Below are 17,757 nucleotides of genomic sequence, written 5' to 3'. Positions count from 1 at the left end.
ACCCCTCAATTTTAATTCCTTTGTAAAATGAATAAAAAAGGATGAATATCTATGCTTATTCATTCGACCATCATACTACCTCTATTGATTACTAACGCGTTATTTATTAGTGAATTAATCAATCGGTTTGGTACCACACAAGGTTTATAAAATGACGCACATCTTACATCGCCACTGTCATGCTGACTTACCGACTGTTTCATCAGGTGAGGGAGTTTATTTATTTGATACACAAGGTAAAAAATATTTGGATGGTTGCGGTGGAGCTGCAGTGTCTAATTTAGGCCATAGTCATGCCGCAGTTAAACAAGCCATTATTGATCAAGTTGAAGCTATTCCTTTCGCTCATACTGGATTTTTTACGAATCAGCCAAGTGAAGAGCTCGCTAAGTTATTAACTGATTTAGCACCTGATAGCCTTGATCATGTTTATTTCGTGAGTGGCGGTTCTGAAGCGGTGGAATCTGCTTTAAAGATGGCGCGCCAGTATTTTGTTGAAATAGGTAAACCTAATAAAACACAATTCATTGCGAGACGTCAAAGTTACCATGGTAATACGTTAGGTGCGCTTGCAGTGGGCGGTAACGAATGGCGAAAAGAGAACTTTAGGCCTTTATTGGCAGAAGTTGAGCATATCTCACCTTGTTATGCTTATCGTGACCAACGAGAAAATGAAACTGAATTAGCGTATTCACATCGTGTTGCCGATGAGCTAGAAAGTAAAATATTAGCGATGGGGGCTGAAAATGTCATGGCATTTGTTGCTGAGCCAGTTGTTGGCGCAACGACTGGTGCAGTTCCTGCTACAACTGGTTACTTTAAACGTATCCGCGAGATCTGTGATAAATATGATGTGTTATTAATTCTTGACGAAGTGATGTGTGGAATTGGCCGTACGGGGACTTTTTACGCCTTTGAACAAGATGAAATTGTGCCCGATCTAGTGACGATTGCTAAAGGATTAGGCGCAGGCTATCAACCGATCGGTGCCGTTGTTGTGAGCAATAAAATTTACGATGCAATGGCCAATGGCAGTGGTTTCTTCCAGCACGGGCATACTTTTATGGCGCATCCAATCGCCTGTGCTTCTGCTTTAGCGACTATTAAAACTATTTTGTCAGAAAATCTATTAGAGAAAGTGGTTAGCCAAGGTGAAAAATTACAACGTAAATTAAAAGACGCTTTATTACCTTTAGATTATGTCGGTGATATCAGAGGAAGAGGGCTCTTTATTGGTGTTGAATTAGTGGCAGATAAATTAACAAAAACTCCCTTACCAGCCACCACTGAAGCCAATAAAATGGTTAAGCAACTAGCCATGAAACATGGATTAATGTGTTATCCAATGGCGGGTACTATTAATGGCCGAGCTGGACATCATATATTGCTTGCGCCACCCTTTATTATTAATGATGAACAATTAGATGAGTTAGTGAGTAAATTAAAAATAGCTTTAATTGAAGCTGCAGCTGATTGGACAAAATAATGACTGAACCACAGAAATTAGATGCAACACTAAATGTAGATCTGCATGAACAAAATCAGAAGTCTGCGATCATAGTTGCTCCGAATGGCGCAAGAAAAACACAATTAGATCACCCTGCTTTGCCTATCACGATTGAAGAGATCGTGAATGATGTGATTGCTTGTAGAGATGCTGGTGCAGCAATGGTTCATCTACACGCACGAGATAAAAATGGCTTACACTCTCTCGACATTGATGACAATTTATCAACCTTCGAAGCCGTTAAATCTGCCGTTGGTGACAGTATTATTGTTCAATTAACAACTGAAGCAGTGGGGCAATATCAACCGCCACATCAGATGCAATTAATTCGCGAAACAGTGCCTGAAGCGGCTTCTTTTGCATTAAAAGAATTGGTGCCTGATGATTCATATTTATCAGTCGCAGAAACATTTTTCCATTGGGTCGCTGACAGTGGGATTATTGCGCAATATATTTTGTATTCAGTGGAAGATGTTCAGCGTTACTTTTCATTGATTAAGCAAGGAATATTACCTAATAAAAATCATCATATTTTATTAGTGTTAGGCCGTTATCATAAACAATTGAAGTCCACGCCAACTGATTTAGCACCATTTCTCAGCGATCAATTATTAACCGGAAATACACGTTGGGCGACCTGTGCTTTTGGCCCTGAAGAGCAAAAGTGCTTAATCAGTGCGATGTTAATGGGAGGAGATGTTCGAGTAGGCTTTGAGAATAATCACTTTGATAGCCAAGGACTGATGGCCAAAAGTAATGCTCAACAAGTCTTAGACATAAAAGCGGTAACAGGGCTATTGAATATCAACTTACATAATGCCAAAAGTTTCCGAGAGGCTTTGCTTAGTTAGTTAGTTAGTGAATGAGGGCTGGTTTATAACCTGCTCTTTTTTCTAATGAATAATGGATTTATTGGGGGCTATTATCGCCTAAACTTTCTGTTACCCATTTCTTAAACTCATAAATTTTCCTTGAAGATAATCGATAACTCGGTACAAAAACATAATAAGCGTAATGTGTTTCCATCGAAATATTAAGTGGGTTTACCAACTCATTATTTTCTATTAATTTACTCACCATAAAATCGGGTAATAGGGCTAAACCTAAGCCGCCCTTAGCCGCTTCTAATGACATATAAAAATGTTCAAATCCAGTACAGCTGTAAGTACTGTTATAGACCAAACCTTGTTGTTTTTTAAACTGTTCCCAAAGCTGCGGACGAGTAATATGAAAAATAGAAGCATGATGTTGAATATCTTCAATGGTAGTTATCGGATTCTTTTCGAGTAGTTTAGGAGAGGCGACTAAAACGAGTTTTTCTTTTCTTAGCAATGTCGCGTTTTCATAATGTGTCGATATAGCAAGGCAACGTACTGCGATATCACTTTCACCATTGGTTTTTTTTATAATGCCATCGCCGGTTTTTATTCTGACCCGAATGTTCTTATTTAACTCATAAAACTGTTCTATTTTAGGAATGAGCCATAAGCTTGCAAATGAAGGAGTCACATTTAGCGACAGCACTTCTTCAACTTGATCTATCAATACTAAACTCTCTGTTGTGTATTGAATAATCTCCAGTGCTTCAATTATTTTAGGTAAGTATTGCTCGCCGGCACTGGTTAACTCTATTCCATTTAAGCGCCTATTAAAAAGTGGCTGACCTAATTGCTTTTCTAGTGCTGAAATATTTTTACTAACGGCACCTTGGCTAACAAATAACTCCTGTGCGGCTTTAGAGAAACTCATATTGTCTGCCACGGCAACAAAAGTTCGTAAGGCTTTTATTGATGGTAAATTAGTGTTGTTCAGCACTGAGTTTTCTCCTGAGTTTTTCATATTTAATCGTGCATAGTTAATCGAGCATAGTTAATCTTTTAACAGTGACTTAAGCAAGTTGTATTTCTGGAAAATAATGAAGAGATTAAACATTTTATTAGGGTAAGTTAGGGCGTTTAATTTAAGATAATATTGTTCGAACTTTTTTATTCTCGAAAAATAAAATACTCAGCTCTCAAAAATAACATTAATAGTTAAAAAATAGTGCGCTATTTTGTAGCAAAAGAATAAAAAATGCACCAAAAAAAGACACTTCAAGTGGTTGATTAATGGTCAGTATGTTTAATTTTAAATCAGTGTGAAAACTAAGTGTTTGAGAGACCACATATTTTAGCTCGCAGGCTTGATTCTTGCTTGCCTATATAGGAAAGTAGCACTGAAATAAAACCCTAAAAGGAAGTTAACTATGTTTATTAAAAAATTGGCGATGGCTGCTGCTGTTGGCGCAACGTTAATGACAACATCTGCTTTTGCAGAAACTAAGCACGTTGTTATTGGAACTGGCGGTCAAACTGGTGTTTATTATCAGGTTGGTGGTGCTATTTGTCGTCTAGTGAATAGAGGCACAGCTGAACATGAAATCAACTGTACACATAAAACAGGTGGTTCAGTGACTAACATCAATGGTCTTAAATCTGGCGATCTAGATATGGGTGTTGCTCAATCAGATTGGCAATTCCATGCATACAACGGTACTGCACCTGATCAATTCCCAGAAGGTGCTTTTAAAGAATTACGTTCAGTGTTCTCTGTTTATGCAGAACCGTTTACCGTTGTTGCTCGTAGTGATTCTGGTATTAAAACCTTTGATGATTTAAAAGGTAAAAAAGTAAATATTGGTAATCCAGGGTCTGGCCAACGTGGCACAATGGAAATATTAATGGCAAAAATGGGCTGGACAGTAGATGATTTTGCTGTTGCTTCAGAGCTTAAATCATCTGAGCAAGCCGCTGCTTTATGTGATGGAAAAGTTGATGCGATTGTATTTGTTGCAGGTCACCCGAATGGATCAATTAAAGAAGCAACAACTTCTTGTGATGCTGTTTTAGTCCCTGTTGATAATGATGCGGTTAAAAAATTAGCTTCTGATAATGCATATTATGCAATGACTAGCATTCCAGCTGGTATGTACAATGGTACAGATACAGATACTGCGACTTTTGGTGTTGCTGCAACGTTTGTTAGCTCAACTAAAACTGATGATGAAACGGTTTACCAAATGGTTAAAGCTGTATTTGAAAACTTTAAGCGTTTCAAAAAAATGCACCCTGCATTTGCAAACTTGAAAGAGAGCGATATGATCACAAAAAATCTATCAGCACCTCTTCATGATGGCGCAATTCGTTACTACAAAGAAAAAGGCTGGATGTAATCCAACCTTAAATTAATAACAGCGGAAGTAGCGATACTTCCGCTGTGTTGTTTTAAGGTAATAGGTTTTAAGGTGATAGACTTTAAAGTGATAGGTTTTAAGGCGATAGGTTTAACGTCGATAAGTTTTAAGATAAAAATATTCAGGTAAAAATATTAAAAGTAACATTTTTAAAAAAGAGTATTTTAAGAACAACATTTTCAAACATACTTTAAATGAAAATATACCCAAGCTACTTTATTTGAAGTCGTATTCGAAGTGGCTTAGGTATACATATAGATAATCTAAAAGCATCAAACACGCATTATGTAGAGTGATTTAATTTAAAAAATCGCAGAAATATGCGTATCAATAGGAAATTTCTGATGACTGAAAAAACGTTAATGAACGACGAGGAATTGCAAGATCTTGTCGCTTCTACCGATACCGGTGGGCGAAACCCAACGAGCAACTCAATCGTAAAACTGATGGCTGGGGTTGCTCTCGCCTGGTCGCTATTTCAAATTTGGATTGCTTCCCCTTTACCATTTACATTTGGTTGGGGTGTTTTTTCAAGCGGTGAAGCGAGATCGATTCACTTAGGATTTGCTATTTTCTTAGCTTTTCTTTCTTACCCTGCCTTTAAAGCCTCATCGCGAAATCAGATACCGAAAGTTGATTGGGCGTTAGCTATTATTGCCAGCCTTTGTGCGCTTTATCCGCTTATCGCTGACTTAGCGATAGTTGATAATTTATTTGGCATGCGTTTGAGTGATCGCCCAAGTGCACCAAATACATTTGATATTGGTGTCGCCATTATTGGTATGTTAACGCTATTAGAAGCAACAAGACGTGCATTAGGTTTACCCTTAATGATTGTTGCGATGATTTTCCTTGGTTATACATTCTTAGGGCCTTATGCACCTGAGTTGATTGCTTGGAAAGGGTCATCGTTTGGTGGCGTAATGGATCACCAATGGTTATTTTCTGAAGGTGTCTTTGGTATTGCGTTAGGTGTTTCAACGGATCTCGTATTCCTGTTTGTATTATTTGGTGCGTTATTAGATCGCGCGGGCGCCGGTAATTACTTCATTAAAGTTGCTTTCTCATTGATGGGGCATCTACGTGGTGGCCCTGCAAAAGCTGCGGTTGTCGCATCTGGTATGACAGGGCTTATTTCAGGTTCGTCTATTGCTAACGTAGTCACAACGGGTACTTTTACTATTCCAATGATGAAACGTGTTGGTTTCTCTGCAGAAAAAGCCGGTGCCGTTGAAGTCGCTTCATCAGTAAATGGCCAAATTATGCCGCCAGTGATGGGAGCTGCTGCTTTCTTAATGGTGGAATACGTTAATATTCCTTATTTTGATGTTGTTAAACATGCCTTTTTACCAGCCATTATTTCTTATATCGCGTTGGTTTATATCGTACATTTAGAAGCGGTTAAACTGAACATGCAAGGTCTGACACGCGAAGGCCATGTTAAAAGTGCTAAAGATGTATTACTTTCATGGGCAATGACGTTATTACCTATTATTGCGCTTGCTGGTGGTGCTTTTTATCTCTCAGAGCTTTATCAAGCGTTAGCAACAGCTGAAGCAAGACTTGGCATTGTATTAGCCGTGATCGCCATTCAATACCTTATTTTGAAAAAATTGAAGACCAAAGCAAGTAAAGATAAGTTAGCTAAAACCATTTCAACGGGCGCAATTGTATTAGGTAACATGGTGATTGGTGCCTTTGGTTTGTTCTTCTTAATTAGCATCTTAAAATCTTTTGTAGCGCCTGATTTTATGTTTTGGGCTGTCGCGGTACTCGTACTGATTGCTTACGTTGTACTTGCTAAAATTAGTTCTGCTTATCCTGATTTAGTGATGGATGATCCCAATTCACCCGTGTTAAGTATTCCAGAAACAGGGCCGACCGTGAAATCTGGTTTGCACTTCCTGCTACCTGTTGTTGTATTGATCTGGTGTTTAATGATTGAACGAAACTCGCCGGGACTTTCTGCATTTTATGCTACGTCTTTGATGATTTTTATTCTATTAACACAGCGTCACTTATTTGCATTTTTCCGTAAACAAGCAACGTCAGGCATGGTCAAACAAGGCTTTAATGAGTTGGTTGATGGTTTAATTACGGGTGCTAGAAATATGATTGGTATCGCGATTGCGACCGCTGCTGCTGGTATTATCGTGGGTGCTGTGTCGCAAACAGGTATTGGTCTAAAACTGGCTGCATTGGTTGAGTTCCTATCGATGGGCCACATTATGTTGATGCTATTGTGGACGGGTATTCTTAGTTTAATACTTGGAATGGGGCTCCCAACGACGGCTAACTATATTGTTGTCTCTTCTTTACTAGCACCAGTTATTGTTAGTTTAGCGCAACAAAATGGCTTGATTGTACCGCTTATCGCTGTGCATATGTTTGTGTTCTACTTTGGTATTATGGCCGATGTGACGCCTCCTGTTGGTTTAGCATCCTTTGCCGCAGCGGCAGTATCCGGAGGTGACCCGATGAAGACCGGATTTATCGCCTTCTTTTACTCGTTACGGACCGCCTTATTGCCTTTCTTATTCATCTTTAACACTGATTTATTGCTAATGGATGTCACCTTTATGCAAGGAATTGCGATATTTATTATCGCCACCGTGGCAATGCTGATATTTACTGCAGGCACCCAAGGTTACTTTATTGCTAAGTCAAAATTATGGGAATCTTTTGCGTTATTAATTATCGCATTCACGCTATTCCGTCCTGGATTTTGGTTGGATTATGTCATTCCGCCTTATGATGAGAAAGCAGGCACTGAGTTAGTAAACGTCATGTCAGAAGTTGAACCTGGCACAGAGCTCCGTATTCTAGTAAATGGTCAAAATGACGTTGGTGACCCAGTGACATTAACGATGTTGATGGAAGTCGGTGAAGGCGCAACCGGTGAAGAACGGTTAGAAAACTATGGCTTAGAGTTGCTTCCTCAGAGTGATGGTTCAATCATGGTTGATGGAATTGGTTTCGATAGTCCAGCTGAAAAGGTTGGTTTTGATTTCGACCAAATTATTGTTGATGTCGGTGTACCTGTTGTACGACCTGCTAAACAATGGTTCTTTATTCCTGCATTATTATTGCTGGGATTAATTATTACTCTACAACGTCGACGTCGTGACAAGGATGGCCCTGCATTAGGTAATACAGATAAAGGCACTGGCCAAACCGTTAGCGCATAAAGCATTAGGTTAATATAACCACTCGTCATCAATCTTTCGATGACGAGTGGTTATATTGATTATGCTCTTTATATCCATCACACTAACTCACCTCTTTTGATTAACTCCCCCGACAGACGATGATCAGTTACACATTATTCTTAATGTCATTTTACGTGTAAAGCTAACGTAATAAATATGAGCTTAAAACGTGATTAATTATCCCTTCTCTTTATGTACTTCTTGTAATTATCTTCTTAAATTTTTCTTCTTTTAATTTATCTATCTATTTGGCTCTGGGAGGTAGTTAGCACCTGTGAATACAGACTTTTATGGTAGAGTGCGCCACTGAGCTTAGCATGATGCCTAAACTCATTTTAATAGGAACAGTTTGACCATCGTTTTTTATGGTATGGACTAGTTAATCAAATATTAATTAAATATGGAGCTGATATTTCTATTTGCGATGGCGGGTAGTTAAGTATCAGAAGCTATGAAATTTAAATCTAAAAAATACAGTATAGATTCTACTGATTATCAAATCGGTCAAGACAATATTAATAAATGGGGCTTTGATGTCCACAACACCGTTTTCACTTTCTCCGCAGGTTTATCACTCCTTTTTATTGTTACCTTACTGGTGCTAGATCCTGCCGTTGCAAAAGCGGGTATTGATTCAATTAAAGGCGCTGTTCTTTCTAACTTTGACTTCCTATTTATGTGGGGTGCAAATATCTTATTATTATTTGCAGTCGCTTTAATTTTTTCACCGTTCGGTAAAATTCGTTTAGGTGGCGATAACGCGAAGACAGATTATTCAACCGTGTCATGGATCGCAATGTTATTTGCAGCCGGTATGGGGATTGGGTTAATTTTTTGGGGAGTCGCAGAGCCTACCGCTTTCTATACGGATTGGTACGGTACACCTTTAAATGCAGAAGCGTTTACACCAGAAGGTCGTGAATTGGCATTAGGTGCGACGGCTTTTCATTGGGGATTACATGCTTGGGCTATCTATGGCATGACTGCTTTGTGTTTAGCTTACTTTGCTTATAACAAAGGACTTCCACTCTCAATGCGTTCTGTTTTTTATCCTATTTTAGGTGACAGAGTGTGGGGAATAACCGGTGATATCATTGATATCATGACTGTATTAGTGACCCTATTTGGTTTAGCAACATCACTTGGTTTAGGTGGTACACAAGCCGCTAGTGGTATTAGTCATGTTTTCGGTTTTGAAAATAGTATTTACCTTCAACAGTTTGTGATTGTATTGATTATGGGCCTCGCTATTCTATCTGTTACGCGTGGTATGGATGGCGGTGTTAAGCTGTTAAGTAACTTGAATATGGTCATTGCTTTTATCTTTCTAGGATTAATTGCGGTATTAAACTTCACAACAGTACTTGATTCATTTGCTACTGCCATTATTAGTTATGTGAAAAATATTATCCCTTTAAGTCAAACCTCTGGCCGTGATGACACAACATGGTTGCATGGCTGGACTGTGTTCTATTGGGCTTGGTGGGTAGCATATGCACCATTCTTTGGTATGTTTGTAGCGCGTATTTCTAAAGGACGTACTATTCGTGAGTTCCTCCTTTACGTACTGCTTATGCCTACTTTAGTGACCACTGCTTGGATGTCTATTTTTGGTGGTGTTGCCATTGAACAAATCATTGATAAAGTCGGAATATTAGGTGCGGAACAAGGTATTACAGACGTATCTTTAAGCCTCTTCTATATGTTAGATGCTTACCCGATGGGCGATATTCTTTCTGTTATCGCTATCGTCTTAATCATTGTTTTCTTTGTTACTACATTAGACTCAGGCTCAATTGTTGTAGACAGCATGACTGCTGGTGGCAAGATGGATGTACCCATGAAACAAAAAGTAGTTTGGGCTATTATTTCAGGCCTGATAGCGATGGTGATGTTATGGATTGGCGGAACTGAGTCTATTCAAGCACTGCAATCAATTACTATTATTGCAGCGCTGCCGTTTACTCTCATTTTACTGCTTGGTTGCGTTAGCTTAATTAAAGGGTTACTAACAGAGTTAGATAAACCGAAAGCTACGATTAAATAAAAAGAAAAGTAACGTCATAAGTAAACCCAAAAGCAAACACTTGGCTGATATTGGGGTTGTATAATGAAACTCTCTTGTACTCGGTATAAGGGAGTTTTTTCATTTATAGCTGATTATATTTAAGAACGAATGAAAATGCCTAGGTGCCATTTAAGTAATAAGCTTGATAACGGTCTTTTTTATAGGTTATTGATTGTTATCGACTCAGCCCTGCTGCTAAAAGTTTCCTCAACGAAGTCTATTTTTACATTGTTCTCTTGAATGAAATTTCGTGATGTTTGATAAGAAGGAAAGGGAATCGAGAATATGAACGTAAGTGTCCGACCAATTACGCAGTAAACATATTCTCCTATGATAAATATTTAAAATGGCAAAAGAAAGATCTACCCGCGGGATATTAAAGATTAGCGGTAAGTAACTTGACTAAACTTGACACGCGATTATAATAAAAAAATGAAAACATTATTAAATATTGAACAAATCAAAAGCTCAATGGCATTAGCTGGATTAACACAAACAGCAATATCAGAGCATCTTGATGTTACAAGAGAAGCTGTCTCTCAGTGGCTAAATGCTAAGGCATTTCCTCGTCCAAATAAACTGCTGAAGTTAGCTAAATTACTAAAATTGTCATTTAGTGAGCTAACTATTATAGAAGAAATTGATGAGCCAAGAATTGCTTTTAGAAAAGCAGGTAACTATAAGACTAAGCCTGAACATATAGAAAAAGCTAAAGATATGGGCCGTTATTTACGCCCACTAGTAGAATTCTTACCTTTTGATTGCCTTGAGACCCCTACTGTTTTTCAAGCTCCAAATTGTGAATATGATTACTTGCATAAAGCCACAGATAAAGTTCGTAATGATATTGGTCTAGAAGAAAATGAAATTGTTGGCTTTAATCATTTAATAACTCGCTTTAAAAACTTACAAGCAGTAATAGTTCCTGTGTTATGGGGAGCTAAAAAAAGGCATGAAAATGCAGTCCACATACATTTACCAGATTCAAATACGACTTGGATATATTTAAACCTCGATGTAAATATTCATGACTTTAAATTTTGGATGGCACATGAGTTAGGCCATTGCTTATCTCCATCTTTATCTGGTGATGAAGCTGAAAATTTTGCTGATGCGTTTGCAGGAGTATTATTATTTCCTTATGAAAAAGCAAAAAATGCTTATGATGAATTATCAATTAAAACAACCATCAAATCTAAGCTTAGTTATTTAATGGAATTAGCGAAAAAAGAAGTGGTCTCACCTGCAACTATTCAACTTCAGATTAATAATTATGCGAGACATCATGGATATTCTGAAATTGATTTTAGTCGTCAATTGTATGCATGGATTACCAACTTCAATAGAGGTTATAAAAACGTCAGTGAAATGTTTTTTAAAGACCTAGACAATGTTGATGCTAAAGAGTTTATAGAAAAAACTGAAAGCAACTTCGAAACCCCATTCTTTGATGCAGTAAGACAATGCTTGAAAAAAGATGATAAAGGTATTGGATACATTCAAATGATAACTGACATGCCTCTACTTGATGCACGAGAAATATATTCAGAGTTGAACTAAATGGCCCAAGCTAAAATTATAGTAGATACAAATTCATATTTAAGGTTAGCTCAATCGATTGATCCGTTGCTATTACAAGAGTTTGGTGTAGAACAATATTGTTTATATGCATTGCCTGAATTAAATGATGAGCTATCTAATCGCAAGCTCAAATCAAGCTTCTCATGGACTCAACAACCTAATTACTTTGAAAATCGTAGTGTTTTTCCCAATATGAGTAGGAAACAAAAAAAATCTCTAACGGAAACGTTTGATTTTTTGTGGGCATATGTAAAAGCGAATGAGCTTTATCCATCAAAAGTAGACACTAGCTATATTGCTCATGGAATTGAGTTGGAAATTCCAGTGGTAACAGATGATCAGAACATGATCAAGTTAGCAGTAGATCAAGATGTTGAAGCCATATTAACTCTTAACTTGATGAAATTAATGCTAGATAGTTCGCACATTGATATAGCTAAAGTTAAGAGTATTGCTAAATACTGGCAAGCCATAAGCGATTGCCCGGCTAATTTTAAATCTGATTTAAAAAGCATATTCAATATTACTATTTAAAATAAATCATCGTAACTTGTTAAAATACCAATTACTGTTATTGCTTTTTGTGGCTAAGTAATATTCGACACTCTTCTATAGGTTTCAGAGGCACTTCGGGGCACATAGCGAATTAGAAATTTTAGCTTATTTATCTGGATAACTAATCGCTTTCAGCTAAATAATGGTAAAAGGCAAAACTTGCCTCCCCATTGTTCTGACTTTCTCCAATACTTCGGGTGTGAGATAGTTATCATTCTGATTTGTATATAAAAATTATAGTATTTGAACAACTACATATATTTAATTAAACCATCTTATGAGCCCAAGTGATGCCTAACTCAATCAATGACAAAGTGACAAGTAATCTCCTTAAGGTTAAACAAGCTAATGCTTTTTATAACTACGTTCTTGGTTTTGATTCAGCAGGCATTGATTTACTAAAAACGGGAGCAAAGTTTCTTAAAGAGGGAATATCTAATTCAGTATTTTTCTCTGACTTTAAGTGTATGTATATTGATAAATCAGGTAGTAAAAAGATTGAGGTGATTTCACGAACAGGACGTAACTTTGATCCAAATTGGAAATTAGAATTTAGTGATGACATGCCGAAATCTGTTGCTTCCGAACTGTTGCAGTCTTGCGAGATTGCATTTCATGAAAATCGAATTCAAAACGAAGGAATGCCATATCTACGCGTTTGTTTACCTCCAATACTCTTGGATAATGAGGAATGCCAACTTCCTCTTTTTGTATCTGTAAAAATTTATTCTGACGGTATTGCAATACTTAGCTTCCAACTTGATGCTACATGGAATGGACTAGAAGAGGGACGCTTCTTATCCGATATTGTAAACATGTATAATTACTATTTTAAATCAATATGGGTAGATTCTAGGCTACAAAAGCTTGATGCTAAAGTTGTCTTAAATAATGCATATGAAGGTATGTTTTCAATTGGAGGCAAGGCTCTAACTAGCTGGGAAATCAACAAATTTATAAAAAAAAGCAAACGAAAAGCTCAGGAGCATTTAGATGAAACTCTAAATGTTGAAGGGCAATACTTTGACTTTGGTGAGGGGGGCGGTAGTTGGGAACTACATCAAATAGCAGGGGCAGAGAATAGTGAATTAGAGGAACTTACTATAGAGCTATGTCGGTCTATATATTGCAATGCTGTAAGTAGTCTCTTAGTAAGTGAGAAAAAAGAGAGAAAGACATCATTTGGGCAATTTATGTGGCAGGGACGTCCATCGATCACATTACTTCGCTTTGAAGATCAGCCAGAAAACAAAGATGAGCTGTATAAAATGTTTTCTCATTCTATTTCAAAAATCCTTCTCAGGGCAGATAACATTACTAAGCGAGCAGACCTGCCTCCCGACTTAAGAGTCTTTGATGATTTTTGCTTACATGGCAATCGTTCTATACTTTTATGGACATGGTTGAGAGCTAAAAATAGTTATGAAAATGTTTGGGATAACCCTAACACCGCCTCAACACTCTTTGGAAACCAAGCAAGAACAGAGCTCATAGAGTACTACAACTTAAAGGTTGCTAGGGCGTGTACTTGGGCTCAGAAACCTCGTAGTCAAGATCACTTACTCTATGCTTATGAAGTTCTTGCAAGCTCAGATAATATGATTCATCAAAGTAGTAGCTCAGGGGAAATTGTTGACTCCCTATCATACTTTATGAAAAACTTTGGAACCACAGGATTAATTAACTCAGGTAAAGAATCAGCAAGGTATCACCTTGATGAGTTAAGGTATAATGCTGATAAAGTGAAAAGCCGAAGTGATAGATGGCTTACTTTTGTTTTTGGCTTGGTGGGGGTAGCAAGCCTCGCCCAGTTTGCGGTTCACCCTTTCGTGGAACATACATGGCCACTATTAGGTAAAGTTGTTGCGCCTATCGTATCTTATGGTATTTCAGGTGGAGTGATAATTTTAGTCGCTATACTGCTGTGGTTAATAAATGATAAATAAAGTTCGTGTTTCAATAGTATTGTATTGTTGCAGCTAAGAAATATTGGCCACAAATTTGTAGTTCACTAAGTCGCTATGGAGGCGATAGTGCCTTAGCTTCATAACTCGCAAAGGGTGCGAAAGCGACTTAGTGATTAGATATATAAAACATTATCCAATGAAAAGTTAACTTCCATTGTGTCGCTTAATTTTGAACTATTAATATGCTGGAACAGTATATCCAGCATATTTGAATCACTTATTAGGTCGATTTTAAATGCTGACTGACGACATACTGCGCATAATAAAGCGGTAAAACTATGTGCTCTTTTTCTAATGCAGAAGAGCCTTGCGTACCCGTTAGTTTGATTGTTTTATGTGGTTGGCATTTGTTGATATAGGACTGCAAAGACTTGGCTCGTGTACGTTTACCACTTTTAACTTCGATTGGGATAATGCGCCCTTGTTGATCGGTTGCTATAAATTCTATCTCCGCTCGTGCATCTCCCCATGAAAATGTAGGATCTATTTCTTGGGCGGCAAACTCTTGTTGTACAAAGTTTTCTGCAATATAACCTTTATACTCAAAGCCTTGTTGCTTAACTTCCTTGTAGCTTATTCCTAACATGTTGTTCAATAACCCTACATCAAATAAGAACAGTTTTATTCTATTGTCTTTTTGATAGGCTGCTAAAGGGCTACGAGGTGTGCCTTCTGTTGGGTAATTCTTTAAAATTAAGCGACATTTATCTAGCCAAGTGATGGCACTTTCAAAGTCGCCATAACGAGACTTTCGTTCATGTACTTCTTTAAATTTGAAGCGTTTTACGGACTCATCTATCACTGCGGCGAGTTGTGAAGGGACGTTGTTAAAGACGGATTCAATGAGTCCAGCATCGACTTTACCTGAGTACTTACCAAAGTCTCGGGTATAGCCTGTAATAAGATTTTTATGGATATTTTCTACTGCTTGGACGCGGTCTAAAATACTTTGGTCTTTTAATGCAAACCAAGTATCAACTGCTTCTGGCATGCCGCCAGTGAAGTAATAGTCTGTTAATTTGTCGAATAACTTATTATGTACAGGCAATGAGTTTGTGGCTTTTTCAAATGCTTTAATTAACGGCGTTTCTCCCGAAGCGAGTAAAAACTCGTAAAATGTTAAAGGGCGTAAGTTGTATTGTTCAACTTTTCCTACTGGGAATGAGTTTAATAGCCCGATGTTAGAACCACTGGCCGCGACATACATGGTTGGTGCTTTTTCTGCAAAGTACTTCAGCGAGGTAACGGCTCTTTGGCATTCGCCAATTTCATCTAGTATCAATAAGTCAGTGCTAGGGTTAAATACTTTATTGGTAAGCAGTTCAATATTGGAAATAATATCTTCAGGTGTTAATGAGTCTGCAAAAGCATCTGCCATTTCTGGTGATTCAAGAAAGTCGATGCGCAGTACATTATCAAAGTACTTACCGAATAAACGTTGTAGAAGATAAGTTTTACCTGTTTGACGAGCGCCATCGATTAATAAAGGTTTACGTGTTTCCTTTTCTTTCCACTCAATTAATCTATTTATGCGTGATCTTTTCATATCGACACCTTACCCCAATTATTTGTGCTATTACACTTTAATGCGCATAAAAAAGCAAGTTGTCGCACTTTAATGCGCATAAAAGTGTAACATTTGGCATTTATTAGCGCGTTAAAGTGTTTTTTATATCTTTGAAAGGCTGTGTTTTTAACTGTTTTCATTCATTTAGTTTAACCATTTAGTTTATTCACTATGTGGTCAGTGATTATTGAAAAAGGGCTTCTGCTGCTTGCTCCTTATTTATTGATGATGGTACGGGGCATTTTTTATGGCTTTAAACAGTTATTAAATGGCATTTTTAAGTCATGATTTTCTGTTATAATTCGGCTTTTAAAATGCCAGTTGAAGGTTAGTCGTAATCACATTTTTAATGTGGACGATATAACACTCTGATTTGGCTTATTGATCGTCTTTTATTTTAATCTGGTGTTTTATGCAAAATTTCCCTACAAACCGTTTCTCTATTGCTCCTATGCTTGATTGGACTGATCAATATTGTCGTTATTTCCATCGTTTAATGAGTAAAAATACACTCTTGTATACTGAAATGGTGACGACTGGCGCGATTTTATATGGCAAAGGCGATTATTTACAACGAGATGAAGCTGAACATCCAGTGTCATTACAGTTAGGTGGTTTTGCAGCCTTAGATTTAGCGCAAGCTGCTAAAGCAGGGGCTGACCGTGGTTTTGATGAGATTAATTTAAACGTAGGTTGCCCATCAGATCGCGTTCAAAATGGGCGTTTCGGTGCTTGTTTAATGGCGGAAGGCGCGCTAGTTGGCGAAGCCGTTAAAGCAATGAAAGACGCCAGTGGTTTACCCGTTACAGTGAAGACTCGTATTGGTATTGATGATCTAGATTCTTATGAGTTTTTATGTGATTTTGTTGAAAAAGTAAAAGCGCAAGGTTGTGATACGTTTATCGTTCATGCCCGTAAAGCGTGGTTAAGCGGCTTAAGCCCGAAGCAAAATCGTGATGTGCCACCGTTAGATTATGAACGTGTTTATCAACTGAAACGTGACTTCCCTGAGTTAACAATTGCTATTAACGGTGGAATTAAAACCTTAGATGATTGTCAAACACATCTGCAACACCTTGATGGAGTGATGTTGGGGCGAGAGGTTTATGCTAATCCTTATATTCTAAGCCAAGTCGATCAACAGTTATTTGGTTGTGATAAAGTGCCATTAACTCGTTTTGAAGTATTAGAAAAAATGTACCCTTATATTGAATCTCAATTGACTGATGGTGTACATTTAAACCGAGTTGCTCGACATATGTTAGGATTGTTTCAAGGTTTACCTGGCGCACGCGCGTGGCGACGCCATCTAAGTGAAAATGGCCATATACCAGGTTCAGGTATTGAAGTAATGCAAAAAGCGGCGTCATTTGTTAACGAAGAATAAGGTCATAATATGAAGAAATTATATTTTTTATTCGTACTAGTTGGTATGCAACTTACCCTTGTTGGTTGTAGTACGCAAACAGCGTCAACACCAGTAAAAGAAGTACAAGAAAAAGTTGAGACACAACGTTTAATGATTGTAAGTAGTGGTAAACCTTCTAAGGTATTACCTGCATTTACGACTTACAGTTGGAGTGAAGAATACAATCAGGTTTTATCGAGTGTTCCAGGGCAAAATAAACAAGAGTTTAAGGCTTATATTCGCGAACAAATACAAGCTTATTTAAGTACTAAAGGCTACGAATATAAAGCAGATCCTCAACAAGCTGACGTTGTTGTTGGTTTTTTGTTTGCGTTAGAGGATGCGATTGCTGACCAAACTATTCAACAGCGTTTTGGTTTGTTGCCTGGTTTGAGACGTGCTAAAGCGAGCGACCCTCGTTATGAAAAAGGTTCTTTATTATTAACGGTGTTAGATAATCAGCAAAAGACTATTTATTGGCGATCAGCCGTTCAAGGATTTGTGGATTTAGAGAAAGATAGAGTGGAGTCTGGTTCAACTCGGATGCAGGGGATTTTAAATATGATGCTGAAAGATTTTCCTGAAGCGGGTCAATAAGTCATTAAAGCTTATTCAATCATACTGTTAATAAAAACCACACAATTGTGTGGTTTTTTTATGGAT

At 37.6% G+C, this 17,757-nt stretch carries 12 protein-coding genes; 10 read left to right on the top strand and 2 right to left on the bottom strand.

The features are described from left to right. Positions 1–151: 151 nt before the first annotated feature. Both Q0794_RS11845 and Q0794_RS11840 read left to right on the top strand, forming a co-directional pair. Positions 152–1,486 (top strand): aspartate aminotransferase family protein, encoded by a 1,335-nt coding sequence (locus Q0794_RS11845; RefSeq protein WP_298942132.1) that lies wholly within the window; start codon positions 152–154, stop codon positions 1,484–1,486. Continuing rightward, positions 1,486–2,358, top strand: coding sequence for a 3-keto-5-aminohexanoate cleavage protein (locus tag Q0794_RS11840; RefSeq protein WP_298942130.1), 873 nt, complete (start codon positions 1,486–1,488; stop codon positions 2,356–2,358). The genes Q0794_RS11845 and Q0794_RS11840 overlap by 1 nt, the downstream gene beginning before the upstream one ends. A gap of 58 nt (positions 2,359–2,416) precedes the next feature. Here the strand turns inward: Q0794_RS11840 and Q0794_RS11835 are convergent, their stop codons facing one another. Continuing rightward, positions 2,417–3,346: a LysR substrate-binding domain-containing protein gene (locus Q0794_RS11835; RefSeq protein ID WP_298942128.1), complete on the bottom strand. Its 930-nt coding sequence runs from the start codon at positions 3,344–3,346 to the stop codon at positions 2,417–2,419. Positions 3,347–3,752: 406 nt separating this feature from the next. On the opposite strand from Q0794_RS11835, the gene Q0794_RS11830 reads away from it, so the two are divergent. From Q0794_RS11830 to Q0794_RS11805, 6 genes are all read left to right on the top strand, one after another. Then, positions 3,753–4,718: a TAXI family TRAP transporter solute-binding subunit gene (locus Q0794_RS11830; protein ID WP_298942126.1), complete on the top strand. Its 966-nt coding sequence runs from the start codon at positions 3,753–3,755 to the stop codon at positions 4,716–4,718. A 365-nt stretch (positions 4,719–5,083) separates the two neighbouring features. Then, complete coding sequence (locus Q0794_RS11825; protein WP_298942125.1) at positions 5,084–7,927, top strand: TRAP transporter permease; 2,844 nt, start codon at positions 5,084–5,086, stop codon at positions 7,925–7,927. Between the two features lie 472 nt (positions 7,928–8,399). Next, positions 8,400–9,995, top strand: coding sequence for a BCCT family transporter (locus Q0794_RS11820; protein ID WP_298942124.1), 1,596 nt, complete (start codon positions 8,400–8,402; stop codon positions 9,993–9,995). A 453-nt stretch (positions 9,996–10,448) separates the two neighbouring features. Continuing rightward, complete coding sequence (locus tag Q0794_RS11815; RefSeq protein ID WP_298942123.1) at positions 10,449–11,576, top strand: helix-turn-helix transcriptional regulator; 1,128 nt, start codon at positions 10,449–10,451, stop codon at positions 11,574–11,576. After that, entirely contained in the window at positions 11,577–12,131 is a 555-nt protein-coding gene (locus Q0794_RS11810) for a DNA-binding protein (RefSeq protein ID WP_298942122.1), read from the top strand. It begins immediately after the preceding gene. Between the two features lie 311 nt (positions 12,132–12,442). Continuing rightward, the gene (locus Q0794_RS11805; protein WP_298942120.1) at positions 12,443–14,098 is read left to right on the top strand and encodes a hypothetical protein; all 1,656 of its coding nucleotides are present in this window, start codon (positions 12,443–12,445) and stop codon (positions 14,096–14,098) included. 241 nt (positions 14,099–14,339) lie between these two features. Here the strand turns inward: Q0794_RS11805 and Q0794_RS11800 are convergent, their stop codons facing one another. Further along, positions 14,340–15,665 carry an AAA family ATPase gene (locus Q0794_RS11800; protein WP_298942118.1) on the bottom strand — a complete coding sequence of 442 codons (1,326 nt, stop codon included), beginning with the start codon at positions 15,663–15,665 and terminating at the stop codon, positions 14,340–14,342. Positions 15,666–16,098: 433 nt separating this feature from the next. On the opposite strand from Q0794_RS11800, the gene dusA reads away from it, so the two are divergent. Together dusA and Q0794_RS11790 are read left to right on the top strand one after the other, a co-directional pair. After that, positions 16,099–17,073 carry a tRNA dihydrouridine(20/20a) synthase DusA gene (dusA, locus tag Q0794_RS11795; RefSeq protein WP_298942116.1) on the top strand — a complete coding sequence of 325 codons (975 nt, stop codon included), beginning with the start codon at positions 16,099–16,101 and terminating at the stop codon, positions 17,071–17,073. A gap of 9 nt (positions 17,074–17,082) precedes the next feature. Next, positions 17,083–17,691, top strand: a complete 609-nt coding sequence (locus Q0794_RS11790) for a DUF4136 domain-containing protein (RefSeq protein ID WP_298942115.1) — start codon at positions 17,083–17,085, stop codon at positions 17,689–17,691. The last annotated feature ends 66 nt before the right edge of the window (positions 17,692–17,757 follow it).

Origin of the sequence: uncultured Psychromonas sp. (assembly GCF_947489755.1) — a bacterium.
GTDB lineage: Bacteria > Pseudomonadota > Gammaproteobacteria > Enterobacterales > Psychromonadaceae > Psychromonas.
The sequence above is the reverse complement of the archived record's forward strand: the minus strand, read 5'-3'. Positions and strand labels throughout refer to the sequence as shown.

Coding starts and splice junctions, on each gene's coding strand:
- Q0794_RS11845 (WP_298942132.1), top strand. CDS start 152: ATGACGCACATCTTACATCGCCACTGTCATGCTGACTTACCGACTGTT.
- Q0794_RS11840 (WP_298942130.1), top strand. CDS start 1,486: ATGACTGAACCACAGAAATTAGATGCAACACTAAATGTAGATCTGCAT.
- Q0794_RS11835 (WP_298942128.1), bottom strand. CDS start 3,346: ATGAAAAACTCAGGAGAAAACTCAGTGCTGAACAACACTAATTTACCA.
- Q0794_RS11830 (WP_298942126.1), top strand. CDS start 3,753: ATGTTTATTAAAAAATTGGCGATGGCTGCTGCTGTTGGCGCAACGTTA.
- Q0794_RS11825 (WP_298942125.1), top strand. CDS start 5,084: ATGACTGAAAAAACGTTAATGAACGACGAGGAATTGCAAGATCTTGTC.
- Q0794_RS11820 (WP_298942124.1), top strand. CDS start 8,400: ATGAAATTTAAATCTAAAAAATACAGTATAGATTCTACTGATTATCAA.
- Q0794_RS11815 (WP_298942123.1), top strand. CDS start 10,449: ATGAAAACATTATTAAATATTGAACAAATCAAAAGCTCAATGGCATTA.
- Q0794_RS11810 (WP_298942122.1), top strand. CDS start 11,577: ATGGCCCAAGCTAAAATTATAGTAGATACAAATTCATATTTAAGGTTA.
- Q0794_RS11805 (WP_298942120.1), top strand. CDS start 12,443: ATGCCTAACTCAATCAATGACAAAGTGACAAGTAATCTCCTTAAGGTT.
- Q0794_RS11800 (WP_298942118.1), bottom strand. CDS start 15,665: ATGAAAAGATCACGCATAAATAGATTAATTGAGTGGAAAGAAAAGGAA.
- dusA (WP_298942116.1), top strand. CDS start 16,099: ATGCAAAATTTCCCTACAAACCGTTTCTCTATTGCTCCTATGCTTGAT.
- Q0794_RS11790 (WP_298942115.1), top strand. CDS start 17,083: ATGAAGAAATTATATTTTTTATTCGTACTAGTTGGTATGCAACTTACC.